Origin of the sequence: Streptomyces seoulensis (genome assembly GCF_022846655.1) — a bacterium.
GTDB lineage: Bacteria > Actinomycetota > Actinomycetes > Streptomycetales > Streptomycetaceae > Streptomyces.
Map to the genome: position 1 here is coordinate 6,086,345 of NZ_AP025667.1, position 14,113 is coordinate 6,100,457.

The window sequence follows — 14,113 nt, forward strand, 5'->3', positions numbered from 1 at the left end:
GCCTGGAGGGACCCTCATGACCCCCATCGTCCTTGCTATCACCTGCCTGATAGCCGTCACGCTCGGTTACGGCGGGCTGTGTGCGGCCTCGCCGTTCGGTGACTGCCGCCGCTGTCACGGCATGGGTCACAAGCTCAAGCACGACCGCAAGGGCCGGTTGAAGCGCGGCAAGAACTGCCGCCGCTGCCGCGCCACCGGCAAGCGCATCCGCGCCGGCCGCTGGCTCTACAACCGGTGGGCCCGCATCTACCGCGCCGGCACCGACACTCCTCGCCCGGAAGGCTTCTGATCGATGGTCCTCGACATTTCCGCCGTGCTCCTCTTCGGCGCCGCCTCCGCCCTCGCCGTGCGCACCCGCTCCGCCAACGCGGGCGCCGCTCTGGTCCTGTTCCTGTTCGGCTTCTTCGCCGCCGGAACCGGCGCCTACGGCCCGATCCACGACCTCGTGCAGGCGTCCGCTGACGCCCTGTCCGCCCTCGGCAAGTAGGGAGCCCTGACGTGAACGAGCCCGCCCGCCGCCACGCGGTACCCATGGCGGCCCCGGACGTCCACCAGCTCGCCCCCGTCGTCATGCGGCCGGCGGCCCCCGTCCCTGTCCAGCCGCACACCGTGCCGAGCGTGGCGAGCGTCGTCCTCCCGGACGGCCGGATCGTCTCCGGCTACGCCATCGACCCCGTACAGCCGGAACCGGTCGCGGCCAAGCCGGTCATCTCCCGCGCGGCGGCGAACATCGCCCTCGGAGGCGTCGGCTTCCTCGCCGTGTGCGGCGGACTGCTGCTGCTCACCACGTTCATCGCCGCCCTCACCGCACTCATCACTCAGCTCATCACCCTCGCCGTGGTGCTGTTCGGGGGGTTCATCGCCGTGCAGGTCACCGCCGGCCGCCGCGGCGGTGGGACCACGGTCAACATCCGCAAGGCCGTGATCAAGCGCAACCACTTCCACGGCTGAGAGCAATCAGCGCGAGACGTATAGCGGCGCTTCTCCGCGGAAGAAACGGCCGTAGTCCTCGGTCTCGGTCGGGAGGACCGGGTACGCAGCAACATCCGGTATGCGGCCGAGCATGTCGTACACAACGTTCTCCGGCTCCCGCGTCTGGTCGGGTGCCTGGCTGTTCAGCACCAGATCGATGACCGGGGGGCGTGCCCACTCAACTTCAAGTTCTGCCAGGCCAACCCGGAGTGGACTGGCCTGCGTTCCAGCCGCGCGGGCCCTCGCACCAAGAGAAAAGCCCCTGGGCGAGTACAGAACGGCACTTTGGGCGGCCACATCCAGTGCCTTGCCCACTAGCTCATCGACTCTGCCGATCTGAACGAGTGCGGCGTAGCACTTCGCTTCAAAGATCACGGTCATGGGGCACCCGGCTACTTCACCTCTGGCGATCACGTCGATCTGCCGAAGACGTCCGCTGAGCACCCCCCGAACGCGCACGTCACGTTCCACGCGGGCGTTCCCCAAGTCGGCCACGGCGCGTTCGACGTCCTCCTCGAACTTGCGCCAGAACTCCTTGCCCGGTGACTTGTCTCGCTGCTTCACGCTGCTCACCGGCCACATTCTGCCTGCGTTGATCATCCAGCGTGGCAGTTCTCCACCACATGAACGAGGGCGACCCCGTCTCGCCAAAGTCCGGGCCGCCCTCACCATCCAGCACCCCGATAAGGAACTGGAGACATCCAGCATGACGCAACCCATCCCCATCGGGCGAGCCCCCGGCTACCCGCCCCGCCTGCTCGCGCTGTGCGCCGGCTACGGCGGACTGGAGACCGCGATCACCGCCGGGACCGGCGGCCAGGTCGTCGCGTTCGCGGAGAACGACCCGCACGCGGCGGCGGTGTTCGCCGCGCACCACGTCGGAGTGCCGAACCTCGGGGACATCACCGCCGTGGACTGGCAGCGGGTGCGGGACCTGTACGCGCCGGACGTGATCGGTGCGGGGTTCCCGTGCCGCAACATCAGCAACGCGGGACGAAGGGACGGGATCAATGGGCAGTGGTCGAGGGTCTGGAAAAACGTCGCTGAGGCTGTGGGCGTCGTTCGACCGGGCTACGTCTTCCTGGAAAACGTGGCGGCGCTCCGCTCGCGGGGGCTGGACACCGTCGCCGCGGACCTGGCCGCGCTCGGGTATGACGTCCGGTGGACATGTCTACGAGCTGGTGACGAAGAAGTCGGCGCCCCGCACACGCGGGACCGCTGGTTCGCAGTTGCCTATCCCGCTGCTGAAAACCCCGACCTCGCAGCTTGGAACCAACGGCGGCCCGCAGCCCCCGGCGAAGCGGAAGGCGGGCGGACACGGCCCGACGCTGGAGGACGAAGTGGTCTTCCTGCTGCCCCTGTGGCCCGACACGGAGTAACCCCGCTCCCCACCCCCACCGCCGCCGACTCGAGGGGGACCGCGAACTTCAGGACCGACGGCACCCCGGACGGAAACGGGTACGGCAGCACCCTGACGGACGCCGTCCGCAGCCTGCTGCCCACCCCGGCCGCCCGGGACTGGAAGTCCGGCGCCTCCAACCTGCTCGGCACCAACTCCCGCCCGCTCAACGAGGTCGTCGTCAACCTGCTGCCGACCCCGAAGGCGTCGGACGGCCCGCACGGCGGCCCCAACCAGCGCGACACCGCCGGGAACTACTACCTCCCCGGCCAGGCCGTCCGCCTCGACGACCGGTGGGTAGCGACCAACGGCACCGACTACGGACCCGCCATCCGCCGCTGGGAGCACGTCACCGGCCGGCCGGCGCCCTGCCCGACCGAACCGGGCACCCGCGGCAACCGCCGCCTGGCCCCGGTGTTCGTGGAATGGATGATGGGTCTGCCCGCCGGTTGGGTCACCGCCGTGCCCGGCATCCCGCGCAAGGAACAGCTCAAGATCCTCGGCAACGGCGTCGTCCCCCAACAGGCCCACCACGCCTACAACCTGCTCCTCGGCCTCAACCAGGCCACGCCCGGCGACACGGGGGCGGCGGCATGAGCGAGCACCTGATGCGCGCCGCCCTGGACGCCGCCGCACGCGGCTGGCACGTCTTCCCGCTGCGCCCCGGCACCAAGCGGCCCGCACTGCATGGGGAACAGTCCTGCCCCTGCACCGGCGAGTGCGCCCGCGGGCACGTGAAGTGGGAGCAGCGCGCCACCACCAACCCCGACCGCATCCGCACCGCCTGGTCGCGGGCGCCGTTCAACGTCGGTATCGCGTGCGGTCCTTCCGGGCTGTTGGTGGTCGACCTGGACGTGCCCAAGGACAAGAGCAGTTCGGACGCGCCTTGCGGCGCGGCGACCTTCACGGCGCTCTGCGAGCGCGCCGGGCACGCCGTCCCCGACACCTACCGGGTGCGGACCGCGAGCGGCGGCGAGCACCTCTACTTCACCGTCCGGGCCGGGGTACGGCTCGCCAACACCGCTGGGACCGTGGCCACTTCGGTCGACACCCGAGCGTGGGGCGGCTACGTCGTCGCTGCCGGCAGCATCACACCGGCCGGAACCTACGAGCCGCTGAACGCCCCTGATGCCGCTCCGCTGCCCGCATGGCTGCTGAGCATCCTCCAACCCGTCCCCGCGCCGTCTGAGACCCCGTTGCGGCTGCCCGCAGTGGATGGGAGCCGGGCTGCTCTGACCGCGCTGGAACGCGAGTGCGCGATGGTGGCCGCCGCCCCCAAGGGCGCCCGCAACATGATGCTGAACCGGTCCGCGTTCAAGGTGGGACGGTTCGTCGCGTGGGGCGACCTCCCCCGGCAGGTGGCAGAGGACGCCTTCCAAGGGACGGGCGAGGCGGCCGGACTCACCGCTGCCGAGTGCCGCACCACCATCCGCAGCGCCCTGGACAACAGCATCCGCAAAGCCCGCCCGCGGGAGGCGGCATGAACCCCCGCCGAACCCCCCGCTTGGAAGGCCAACCCACACATCCCGACCAGCCGCACCCCGCCGAACAAGCCCAGCCGCGACCGACCGTGCGCGAGCCGAAAGGCGCCGCCCGCAAGGGCGTCCCCTCTGCTGTTCGCCCTGACCCGCAGACCGGAGACGGGCGGTACCCCGTCGCGTGGCTGCACATCCGGGCCCCACAGGGCGCGACGCCGTCCGCATGGTCGGTCTGCCTGTGCGGCCGTGACCAGCGGGCGTTCGGCAAGCGCCGGGTGCTCGCCCTCATCGCAGACCACGCCGACCACCGCGACCACTGCCCGATCCGCACTCCACAGGAAGGGAGGACCGCAGCATGACCGACACCGCCGACAGCGAGTGCGAGGAACTGCCGTCGCCGTCCAACCCCCTGGCCGTGGCCCGCAGGCTCCTGCCGGACTGGCAGACCGACAACGGCCGTCTCACCTGCCGGCGCTGGCGCGGCTCGTGGATGCGGTGGACCGGTGCGCACTGGCGGGAGCTGGACGAAGCGCAGGTGCGGGCCGCGATGTACGAGCGGCTGGAGCACGCCGTCTACCGGGTCCCGGTCAAGGACGGGCAGATGGAAGAGCGGGCGTGGGCGCCGACGAAGCAGAAGATCAGCAACCTGCTCGACGCCCTCGGTGCCATCACCCTCCTGCCCACCGACACCGACGCCCCCGCCTGGATCGGCACCCGCGGCCCCGTCGACCGGGACGAGGGAACCATCGTGGCGTGCGCGAACGGCCTGCTGCGCATCCGCGACCGGGAGCTTCTGCCGCACGGGCCGGGCTTCTTCAACCTCGTCTCCGTGCCGTTCGCCTACGACCCCGCCGCACGGGCCCCGGCGTGGGAACGGTTCCTGGCGCAGATCTGGCCGGACGCCCCCGACGCCATCGCCGCACTCCAGGAGTGGTTCGGCTACGTCCTGTCCGGTCGCACCGACCAGCAGAAAATCATGCTCATGGTCGGCCCTTCCCGCTCGGGCAAGGGCACCATCGCGCGGGTGCTGAAAGAGCTGGTCGGCAAGGACAACCTGGCCGGACCCACGCTCGCCGGGCTCGGCACGAACTTCGGTCTCGCCACGCTGATCGGCAAGCCGCTCGCAGTCATCTCCGACGCCCGCCTAGCCGGCAACGACAGCAGTCAGGTCGTGGAACGGCTGCTCACCATCTCCGGTGAGGACACCATCGACATCGACCGCAAGTACCGGGAGCAGTGGACCGGCAAGCTGCCCACGCGGCTGATGATGCTCTCCAACGAACTGCCGCACTTCGGGGACTCATCCGGGGTCATCGCCCGCCGGTTCATCGTCCTGAGCATGACCGTGTCCTGGCTCGGCAAGGAAGACACCACCCTCACCGACCGCCTCGCCGCCGAAATGCCCGGCATCCTCAACTGGGCACTGGACGGACTGGCCCGCCTTCAGCGCGCCGGCCGGATCACCGCCCCGGTATCCAGCCGCGAGGCAATCACCACCATGCAGGACACCGCCTCACCCACCTCCGCGTTCCTCCGCGAACGCTGCACCACCGGACCCACCTGCACTGTCCCTGTGGACGCCCTGTGGACCGTCTGGCGCGAATGGGCCGAAGACAACGGCGTCCGCCCCGGCACCAAGCAGATGTTCGGCCGCAACCTGCTCTCCGTCGTACCCCAAATCAGTCGGACCCGTCCGCGGGCGGCATCCGGCGAGCGGATCGCCACGTACCAAGGGCTCAGCCTCACAAGCTGACTCCGCATTCCCTCGGGTCGCGGCCCATCGCGGCCCACCCTGCTTGATCTGCGGATTCACCGCGCCCCGATCGCGGCCCATCGCTGCCCACGCCGGAACCGGATGGGTCGCGATGGGCCGCGCCTTTGGTGCACAAAGCCGAAGGTCACAGGCTTGGGCCGCGATGGGCCGCGACCCCAAGCAATGTGACGCCAACCGCACCAACCTGGCGTCCCCCTCACTTGCTCTCGCTCCCTGGAGATTCCGATGAGTACGCCAACCCGGCGCCGCCGCATCCCGAAAGACGAGTTGATCCCCCTGCCCAACGTCCTGGACGAACTCGGCATCAGCCGGCCGACCTGGTATCGCTGGCGCAACCGCGGCTTCGGCCCGGAAGCACGCCGCACCCCGTCCGGCCGCATCTGCGTCCGCCGAAGCGCGCTGGACGCCTTCAAGGACGAATTGGAGGCTGCGTGAGCGAGTGGAGCTACGAGGTCAAGTTCTGGGCCATCCGGGAGCGCAAGGCCCGGAAGCCCTTCCAATTGCGCTGGATGGTGGGGACGCGCGAACACGCGAAGTCGTTCCTGACGCATGGGCTGGCGGACAGCCGCCGATCGGAACTCATGACGGCAGCCCGAAAAGGCGAGCCGTTCGAGATCGACAGTGGCCTCCCGAAGTCGATGGTCGCCAAGACGCGTGACATCAGTTGGTACGAGCACGCGCGGAACTACATCGAAATGAAGTGGGACGACTCCCCCGGCAACACCCGTCAGACCCTTGCCGAAGCGATGGCCACCGTGTCGCCCGCGTTCGTCAAGGACACCAAGGGAATGCCCGACGCTCGTGTTGTGCGGCGGGCCCTCTACGGGTGGGCGTTCAACAAGAATCGCTGGGACGGGGAGCCGCCGGCCGACGTGGCGCAGGTGCTGAACTGGTTCGAGCGCAAGTCGCTCCCCACGTCGGCCCTCTCGGATCGGCTGCTCGTGAAGAACGCCCTGCGGGCGCTGTCGAAGCGGCTGGACGGGGCGACGGCTGCACCGGGGACCATCAGCCGCAAGCGGGCCATCTTCTACAACTCGCTTGAGTTCGCGGTCGATGCAGAGTTGCTGTCGGACAACCCTCTCGACCGCATCAAGTGGAAGGCGCCGGAGCAAGTCGTAGAGGAAGTTGACCCGGCGTGCGTACCGAACCCGGCGCAGGCAGGAAAGCTACTCGCCGCAGTGCGGGACCAGAGCAAGCGGGGACGGCGGCTCGCCGCGTTCTTCGGCTGCATGTACTACGCCGCCGCGCGGCCGGCCGAGGTCATCGGCCTGCGCGCCTCGGATTGCGTTCTCCCCCGGCGAGGGTGGGGCGTGATCCGTCTTCACGACACGCGCCCACGATCAGGCACCGCGTGGACAGACAGCGGCGAGGCGCACGAAAAGCGCGGCCTCAAGCATCGGCCTCGTAAGGAGGTCCGCCCCGTGCCCATCCCGCCCGAACTGGTCGCGCTGCTGCGGTGGCACCTCACGGCGTACGGCACGGCACCGGACGGCCGCGTCTTCCAGACGCTGCGGGGTGGACTCGTGCAGGACACCGGATACGGAGAGGTGTGGGCCGAAGCCCGTTCGCGGGCCCTGACGCCGGCGGAGTTCGAGTCCCGGCTCGCCAAGCGCCCGTATGACCTCCGCCACGCGGCGGTGTCCACCTGGCTCAGCTCCGGTGTGGAACCACAGCTCGTCGCCGCGCGGGCCGGGCACAGCGTGGCCGTTCTCTTCCGCGTCTACGCCAAGTTCCTCAAGGACGGAGACGACGCGGCCAACGCCAAGATCTCCGCGCGCCTGGACCGGCACACCTGATGGGCCGGAAATCCTGTCCGCGCCCTGTCCGTGAGAATCGAGACGGGGCGGTCGAACGCGAGACAGCGCGAGACACCACCCCGTAAACGGCGATCAACGACTCAGGGCCCGTGACCTGCTGCGATAGCAGGTCACGGGCCCTGAGTTTCCCGTGTGGCGGCGCCAGGATTCGAACCTGGGAAGGCTGAGCCGGCAGATTTACAGCGGGCCCGGCTCACACTTCTTGACCTGGGGTTCTTTCTGTACCTGCCTCCGCCGGGGGACACCTGGGGGAAGCAGATACCCCTAAGGTCCCCGCAACTCAGCTCAGAACTGAGTCGGCAGAGGATTACCTCGTCTCACCGAAGGCGGCTAGCGCCCTGCCAACCACTGCGCCAACGGCGGCCCCACGGCGACCACAGCAACGGCGGTACCCAGAGGCACGGCAAGGAAGGGGAAGGCGTATACGAGCACTCCTGCGACAAGTGCTACGCCAGCGAGGCCGGCCAGGAGCACGCCCCGGCGGCGCGTCATGCGACGACGGCGCGACACGTCGTGGGCCTGGAACCCTGCCTGCTCGAGTTCCTGAGAAGTTGAGACTTCGGCATCAGTCGGTACTGTCACTACTGACCTTTCTCTCGCTATGGGTTAGGTCAGGGCGGCTCCCGTTCCAGCGGGGGCCGTCTCCATCTGCCACGCCGCCCTGATCGCACCTAGAGTGGCCCAAGACCTCCTCGTTCCGCACGTCGCCCATTCTTTGCTATTTGCACAGTGAAATGTACTTGCGGATACATTAGGGTGGGGTTTGACCTCGCCCTTTGCCGTACCGGTTTAGGCATGGCATTGCAATGCTTTAGACGGGTACGGTCAGCAGTTCCGCAGGTGACAAGCGCGCCGACCTCGCAGTCATACAGGAATGCCACAGACGCCCACTCACGTCGACCACCCCCACTTCCTGCACAGGCCATCTGGCAGCAATGTCCGCCGTTGCCATCGCGCGGCATTCAGGTGTGACCCACATCACTTTTACTCTCGCTGGCCGCACGGATGGAATGCCGTCTTGTCGGCGGGCCGTATCACGAAGCAGGCGTGAAAGCAGGTGTCTCATCATCAAAGTCGGGGCTGCAAGGTCGCGTTGGGCACTGATCGAGCCAACCGGAGACACGGGAGCCGCCGTACCCTCCCGCCCGCTGACGGAGACAGCCGCCGCGCGCTTCCGCGAACTGAACCTCTACCGCCGGTACTTCGACCTCGTCGCCGCCGGCTAGAGGACGATCGAGGTACGGCTGAAGTACCCCCACCTCGAAGACCCGGCCGCCGGAAGCGTCACCCCTCCAGCGACTACCCCGGTAGACGCATCCCGTCACAGAAGGGGCGCCCGCCTGCCCCGGGGCGCCCCTCACCTCTGCGAGCACGGTGGGATTTGAACCCACCGTGACATCGCTGCCACGACGGTTTTCAAGACCGACCGGTTTCCCACGGTGAAATGGTCTTTGACCTGTGGCTACGACTGCGTGAGCCATGCGCACGGCTGCATCCTGGCCGCAGGATGGCCACAAGGGTGCCGCGCAACCTCACCTCACGCCGCGAACGGCAGTCTTGCGGGAGGCGGCGTGTGATCGGTGAAACCGTGATCCGCCGGCCGCGCCGCCCGTTGCGCGAGCCACCCGGAGACTCGCGGTCCGCCGTTCACCGCGATCCCCTCCCGGACCGTACGGACATAGCTGAAGCCCTGCGCGAGGTAGTACCGCTGGAGTCCCTCGTTCGTCGTCCACGCATCCAGCCGTACCCACCGCGCACCGGCCCGGTGCGAACGGTCGCCGGCCCAGTCGAGCAACCGGCCGCCAAGGTTCTGTCCGGCGTACTCGCGGGCAATGGTCAGCTTGTTGACGAACATGGAAGGTTCGGCCAGTTCGTCACCAGTCCACAGCCCTTCTTCCGCGTCCGGCGTGAGCGTGATGGTGCCCGCGGTTGTGTGGCCGTCGCGGAGCATGAAGACCGTGCCTGCTTCGATCGTGGCCAACAGCTTGTCTGCCGGGTACGGGCGGCTCCACTGGTCGGAGCCGATGCCGCGCAACCAAGCTGCTGCCTCCTCGCGAAAGGACAGCAGCGTGGCAACGTCGTGCGGTTCGGCGGGGGTGATGATCACGTGTTCTCGCTTCGGCCGGCAAGGTCGCCAATTTCGTAGTTCATCCGGTTCAGGTCGCCCCGGAACGTCGTGATGGTGCAGCGGATGGGACGTTCTGCCGAGTAGCCCGTACGCGTCCAGAGCAATACGGGCACGCCGGCGCTCATCTCCAAAAGGCGAGCTTCTTCCGGCGTAGGCATACGCGTAGCGATCTCGTCGAAGTAACCGATCTGCTCGATACCGCGAGCGGCCAGGTACCTCGTGGTCCCCTCTTCGACGTCCCCGGGTTCGGCCAAGCGGGGCGACTCCTCGATCAGCCATGCCGGGTAGTAGGTCGCCTGCGTGGACCACGGCACGTCGTCCACGTACCGGTGGCAGAACCGCAGAACCGCCTTGCTTCCCTTCTCGATCTTCAGCCGTTCGGCGACTTCTTCGGGTGCGGGCAGCATCTCCACGCGGAACGTCTGGTGAGGCCGACGGCCCGCGTTCGTGACGTCGGTGTTGTAGGCATCCCCGTTGTGCGGGAAGTTCAGGTTCTCGAAGCGTGAGGCGTTGAGTTCGAACACCTCGTGTGAGCGAACCTCGTACCCCAGTCCCTGGCTGGACGTGATCAAACCTTCGCTGACCAGCAGGGCGAGCCCGGACCGGACGGTGTTACGGGAGGCGTCGAACCGGGCTGACAGCTCGCTCTCTGAGGGCAACCGACGGTCGCGGTCGAACGCGCCGTTCACGACCTCGCGACGTAGGGCGTCGGCCACCTGTCGGTACTTCGGCTGCTTGCTCATGCGCCCATCATGACGCACTCGCTCAACTTGTTGGTACATGTGGGCCCCAATCTCTTGACGGTTCACCGTCTGCGGGTGCAGCATCACTACATCAGCTTGTACCAACAAGTTGAGCAAGCGGAGCAATTCCCTCGGGTTGCTTTCGCCTGCGTAGATGCACAGGGCGGGGACGCTGCAATCCCGCTAAAGGCCAGGTGGAGCAGGGCTTCGGCCCGTACTGGCGAGGTGGCCCGGTGACCGCGAGCAACGGCCGGAGAGTGGGGATCGAGTCCCCTTTGCAGTGCATTTTCCCTGTTCAGGAAGTCGAAGGAGTGGCAGTGAGTCAACGAAAGCGATGGGCGCGGCCGTGATCGACCGGCACGGCGGCGCCGCTCTCCCCCCTGGCCCGTGAGCGTCACGGCCGACCGGTCAATCTCGACTGCTTCGCGGCGGCTATCGCTGCGCCGGTTGCCTCCCTCGCCCGTCCGGACGCCCTCGCGGCGGTCCGTACGGGCGGGGCTGAGGGGAGCCGGATCTACCGACTTCAACGGCGCGCGGCCCCGGGTGGCTAGACCCGGGGCCGCTGTTCGGGCCGTTCCTGTCTGAGAGGAACCAGACCCAATGAGCCACATCGTTACTGTTCAGGACGCTGTTACGGCGTTCGAGGACTTCATGGAGCCGACCAGCGCGGAGCTGGACGCGATCGAGCGGGAGATGCCCGTCATCCTGGCGGATGTCGACCTGCTGGACGCCCACATCGCCACCCTCGACCGCACCCCGACCGAACTGGACACCCGCCGCATCCGCCGCGCCCGCCGCAAGGCGCTCGCCGCCCGCGTCGCCCTGCTCAACCTGACGGTCGGCACTACTCTGCCGGGGGGTGCGGCATGAGCACCGTTCTCACGCTGGACGACTTGTCGGCGCCGCTGCAGTCGTTGCGGCTACTGGCGGTCGACTTCCCGGACCTGCCGGGCCCGGTGGTCGACGTGAGCAGCATCTTCCCGGACCGGCTGTCCCTGTCGCTGCACGACGGACAGGGCGGCTTCGCCTCGTTCGAGGCGTGGCGGGCCGCGCTCGGCATCGCCCCGGCCGCTGTCGACTTCCACATGCAGTGCGACGGCCGCACGGGCGTCATGCAGGCGCAGACCTTCTACGGCGGCGCGCACATCGAGCTGACCGGCTACACGCAGGTCGCGGCTGGCGGTGCGGCATGAGTGTGACGGTCGATTACCGCGCTGAGGCACGGGCGGACCGGGCGACGCAGGCGGAGCAGCGGCGCTTGGACGCTGTCGCCGCCGAGCGGCGCCGTCAGGACCGGCAGCGCGCGGACGACGAGCGGGCCGCCCGGCTGGACGGGCAGCGTGCCGCCGACAAGGCGCGGCGCCGTGCCGAGCGTGCCGCCCGGCGGGAGCGGATGCTGACCCCGCAGAACGTCTACCGGGTCGGCACGCTGGCCCTGGTGGTCGCCTCGGGTCTGGCGTCGCTGCCGGCACAGGTGCTGCACTTCGTGGACATCTCCCCGATGCTGCTGCCGCTGCCGCTCTCCCTGGAGGGGGCGGCGTGGGTGATGGCGGCCGGGGTGGCGTTCGCGGACTCCCGCCATCTCGCGGCGTGGGTGCGCTGGCTGCTGCGGCTGTTCGTCATGGCGGCGGCCGGCTTCGCCGCGTCCGTGAACTACGGCTACGGCACGGGCCTGTCGGATCTGTCTCCCGCCGAGCGGTCAACGGCCGGGATCGGGCTGGCGGCGGTCACGCTGCTCGGGCCGCTGCTGTTCGAGATCCGGCAGTGGGTGTGCACCCTGGCCGCCTCGGACGACGACACACCCGAGGCGCGGGCGGCCCGACGGCACGAGCGGGTGCGGCGCCGTCATCACCGGTCGGTCGCCCGGACAGCCGACCGACTGATGTCCGCCGCCCCGCTAGGCACCCTCCCCACCGAAGACGCGTGGGCGCGGGCGTGGGCCATCGAGACCGGGGCCGACTGCCCCGGCATGACACCCCGACTGCACCGCCGCGCGGTCCAGTCCGCCGCCGCCCTGGAAGACGCCCTCACCCCCACTCCCAAAAGCACTGGAAAGCGCCAGAAAAAGAAGGAAAGCAGGGCGGAACGGTCTACCCCTGACCTGCAAGAGTCGGCCGACTCGGCCGCACCCGCAGTCGGCCCCGCGCCGGTCGTGGCCGCCCTGCCTGTGCCGCAGCCGGTCGGGTTCCTGAAGCCGTCCCCGTCGCTGAAGCCGTCGGCCGACCCCAAGCCGGTACGGCCGGTCACGGTCGCCGCGCAGTCGGCCCGACCCGCCCGCCGGGCGACCGGCCGACTCCCTCAGTCCGCCCGGCCCGCCCGACGGCCCGCCCGCACCCCCGCCCAACTCCTCACCGAGGCACGGCAGGCGACCGTCGGATGGCCCGAGGAGCACCTGACGGCCGACCGCATCCGCAAGGCCGTCCACACCTCCTCCGAGCGCGCCCGCACCCTGCGCGACACCCTCCTCGCCGAGCGCACCACGCCGGCGGTGAAGCCGTGAACGCCCTCACCGCCGCGTCACCCGTCCTGGTGCTCGGGGTCGCCTGGTGCGTCCACGCGGTGTGGATGGTGCGCCGCCTGCGTACCGCGCGCCGTGACCCGCTGACCGGGCTGTGGACGCGTGACGCCTTCACCCGCCGGGCCCGCCGCCTGCTACGCAACAAGCGGGCGGTCGTCCTGCTGGCCGACGTGGACCACTTCAAGCAGGTCAACGACACCCACGGCCACGCCGCCGGTGACGCCCTGCTCGCCGCCACCGCGCACCGCCTCACCCATGCCGTCGGCCACGGCGGAACGGTCGGCCGGCTGGGTGGGGATGAGTTCGCGGCCGTCTTCATCGACCGCGACCACACCGCCCCGGAACGGCTCGACACCCTCGCCCGCGTCCTCGCCCGCCCCGTCGACGGTGCCCCGCAGGTGCACACCACGGTGTCACTGGGCTGGGTTCGTGCCGCCGACCACCACGGCGAGGAGCTGCCCGGTCTGCTGAGGCGGGCGGATGAGGCCATGTACGCGGCCAAGCGGTCGTCCTCGTCCGTCCGCCGGGCGCGGTTCGGTCGGTTGCTCGCGTCGGTCGCCGGGCGCCGTCCCGGCCGCCGTGGTGCGGCGTGAGCACGCTGCCGGTCTACCCGTGGCGCCTCGCCCCGGACGGCTACGCCACACGCCGCCAGCTCCGTGCCGCCGGGCTTCGGCCCGGCGGTCAGGACGTGGCCGCCCAGCTCGAACGCCCCCGCCGCCGACGCGGCCCGCTGGTCGCCTACCTGTACCGGATCGACCTGGCCAAGCCCGTGCGTCCGATGACGCCGGGCCGGTCGGCGGCACTGGCCAAGGCCAACCGCGCCCGCCGGATCTGCCCGCGATGCGGTGCGGATGCGGGCTACGTCATCCCCGTCTCGCTCGGCACCTGCGTGCCCTGCGACTCCCCTTCCACCACCGCAAGGAGTGCTTGATGGGCAAGCCCGACACCCGCCGTCTGGACCGCGAGATCCAGACGGCGACCCGCAAGCTCGAAGCGGTCCGCAACCGGGAGATGTGGCCGCTCGACGGCCGCGAGCGCCGCGCCGTCCTCGGCGCCGCCGTCTCCGGCTCCTACCGCGCCACCCGAGGCCGCAGCACCTCCCGCGCGGAACAGCGACTGGACACCGCCTGGCAGAGCGCCGAGACCCGACTGGTCGCGGAGATCAGCGCCATGCAGTTGGAGCGGGCGCAGATCGTCCGCGAGAACGCGCGAGCCAAGGCCGTGAAGAAGTCCACCGGCTGGTTCTGACCCCCCACCCCCGCTCATCTTCCCGCCCCGGATGGG

General features: G+C 69.6%; 17 protein-coding genes. 14 read left to right on the plus strand and 3 right to left on the minus strand.

Annotated features, from left to right (window positions below):
• The first annotated feature begins 16 nt into the window (after positions 1-16).
• The 3 genes from HEK131_RS27950 to HEK131_RS27960 are packed head-to-tail and all read left to right on the plus strand — an operon-like array spanning position 17 to position 951.
• Positions 17-289 carry a hypothetical protein gene (locus HEK131_RS27950; RefSeq protein ID WP_244337550.1) on the plus strand — a complete coding sequence of 91 codons (273 nt, stop codon included), beginning with the start codon at positions 17-19 and terminating at the stop codon, positions 287-289.
• Positions 290-292: 3 nt separating this feature from the next.
• Entirely contained in the window at positions 293-487 is a 195-nt protein-coding gene (locus HEK131_RS27955) for a hypothetical protein (protein WP_161187927.1), read from the plus strand.
• Positions 488-531: 44 nt separating this feature from the next.
• Positions 532-951: a hypothetical protein gene (locus HEK131_RS27960; RefSeq protein ID WP_244452163.1), complete on the plus strand. Its 420-nt coding sequence runs from the start codon at positions 532-534 to the stop codon at positions 949-951.
• Between the two features lie 6 nt (positions 952-957).
• Here HEK131_RS27960 and HEK131_RS27965 read toward each other — a convergent pair whose 3' ends face one another.
• Positions 958-1,545 carry a restriction endonuclease gene (locus HEK131_RS27965; protein WP_244337552.1) on the minus strand — a complete coding sequence of 196 codons (588 nt, stop codon included), beginning with the start codon at positions 1,543-1,545 and terminating at the stop codon, positions 958-960.
• 133 nt (positions 1,546-1,678) lie between these two features.
• On the opposite strand from HEK131_RS27965, the gene HEK131_RS27970 reads away from it, so the two are divergent.
• The 5 genes from HEK131_RS27970 to HEK131_RS27990 all read left to right on the plus strand — a co-directional run bounded on the left by HEK131_RS27970 (position 1,679) and on the right by HEK131_RS27990 (position 7,419).
• Entirely contained in the window at positions 1,679-2,968 is a 1,290-nt protein-coding gene (locus HEK131_RS27970; RefSeq protein WP_244337554.1) for a DNA cytosine methyltransferase, read from the plus strand.
• Complete coding sequence (locus HEK131_RS27975; protein WP_244337556.1) at positions 2,965-3,855, plus strand: bifunctional DNA primase/polymerase; 891 nt, start codon at positions 2,965-2,967, stop codon at positions 3,853-3,855. Before HEK131_RS27970 ends, HEK131_RS27975 begins: the two co-directional genes overlap by 4 nt.
• A gap of 349 nt (positions 3,856-4,204) precedes the next feature.
• On the plus strand, positions 4,205-5,602 hold the full coding sequence (locus HEK131_RS27980) for a DNA primase family protein (RefSeq protein ID WP_244337558.1): 1,398 nt from the start codon (positions 4,205-4,207) through the stop codon (positions 5,600-5,602).
• Positions 5,603-5,848: 246 nt separating this feature from the next.
• A complete protein-coding gene (locus tag HEK131_RS27985) occupies positions 5,849-6,058 on the plus strand; it encodes a helix-turn-helix transcriptional regulator (RefSeq protein ID WP_244337560.1) in 210 nt (69 codons plus the stop codon).
• Positions 6,055-7,419, plus strand: coding sequence for a tyrosine-type recombinase/integrase (locus HEK131_RS27990; RefSeq protein WP_244337562.1), 1,365 nt, complete (start codon positions 6,055-6,057; stop codon positions 7,417-7,419). The genes HEK131_RS27985 and HEK131_RS27990 overlap by 4 nt, the downstream gene beginning before the upstream one ends.
• 1,558 nt (positions 7,420-8,977) lie before the next feature.
• On the opposite strand, the gene HEK131_RS27995 is transcribed toward HEK131_RS27990, so the two are convergent.
• Together HEK131_RS27995 and HEK131_RS28000 are read right to left on the minus strand one after the other, a co-directional pair.
• Entirely contained in the window at positions 8,978-9,547 is a 570-nt protein-coding gene (locus tag HEK131_RS27995; RefSeq protein ID WP_244337564.1) for a GNAT family N-acetyltransferase, read from the minus strand.
• Positions 9,544-10,311 carry a GntR family transcriptional regulator gene (locus HEK131_RS28000; protein ID WP_244337566.1) on the minus strand — a complete coding sequence of 256 codons (768 nt, stop codon included), beginning with the start codon at positions 10,309-10,311 and terminating at the stop codon, positions 9,544-9,546. Before HEK131_RS28000 ends, HEK131_RS27995 begins: the two co-directional genes overlap by 4 nt.
• Before the next feature lie 600 nt (positions 10,312-10,911).
• On the opposite strand from HEK131_RS28000, the gene HEK131_RS28005 reads away from it, so the two are divergent.
• From HEK131_RS28005 to HEK131_RS28030, 6 genes are all read left to right on the plus strand, one after another.
• Positions 10,912-11,181 (plus strand): DUF6284 family protein, encoded by a 270-nt coding sequence (locus HEK131_RS28005; protein WP_244337568.1) that lies wholly within the window; start codon positions 10,912-10,914, stop codon positions 11,179-11,181.
• Positions 11,178-11,504 carry a hypothetical protein gene (locus HEK131_RS28010; RefSeq protein WP_244337570.1) on the plus strand — a complete coding sequence of 109 codons (327 nt, stop codon included), beginning with the start codon at positions 11,178-11,180 and terminating at the stop codon, positions 11,502-11,504. The genes HEK131_RS28005 and HEK131_RS28010 overlap by 4 nt, the downstream gene beginning before the upstream one ends.
• 65 nt (positions 11,505-11,569) lie before the next feature.
• The gene (locus tag HEK131_RS28015) at positions 11,570-12,811 is read left to right on the plus strand and encodes a hypothetical protein (protein WP_244337572.1); all 1,242 of its coding nucleotides are present in this window, start codon (positions 11,570-11,572) and stop codon (positions 12,809-12,811) included.
• Positions 12,808-13,422, plus strand: a complete 615-nt coding sequence (locus tag HEK131_RS28020; protein ID WP_432215679.1) for a GGDEF domain-containing protein — start codon at positions 12,808-12,810, stop codon at positions 13,420-13,422. The genes HEK131_RS28015 and HEK131_RS28020 overlap by 4 nt, the downstream gene beginning before the upstream one ends.
• Positions 13,419-13,760, plus strand: coding sequence for an RRQRL motif-containing zinc-binding protein (locus HEK131_RS28025; protein WP_244337574.1), 342 nt, complete (start codon positions 13,419-13,421; stop codon positions 13,758-13,760). The genes HEK131_RS28020 and HEK131_RS28025 overlap by 4 nt, the downstream gene beginning before the upstream one ends.
• Positions 13,760-14,077, plus strand: coding sequence for a hypothetical protein (locus tag HEK131_RS28030; RefSeq protein WP_244337576.1), 318 nt, complete (start codon positions 13,760-13,762; stop codon positions 14,075-14,077). Before HEK131_RS28025 ends, HEK131_RS28030 begins: the two co-directional genes overlap by 1 nt.
• The last annotated feature ends 36 nt before the right edge of the window (positions 14,078-14,113 follow it).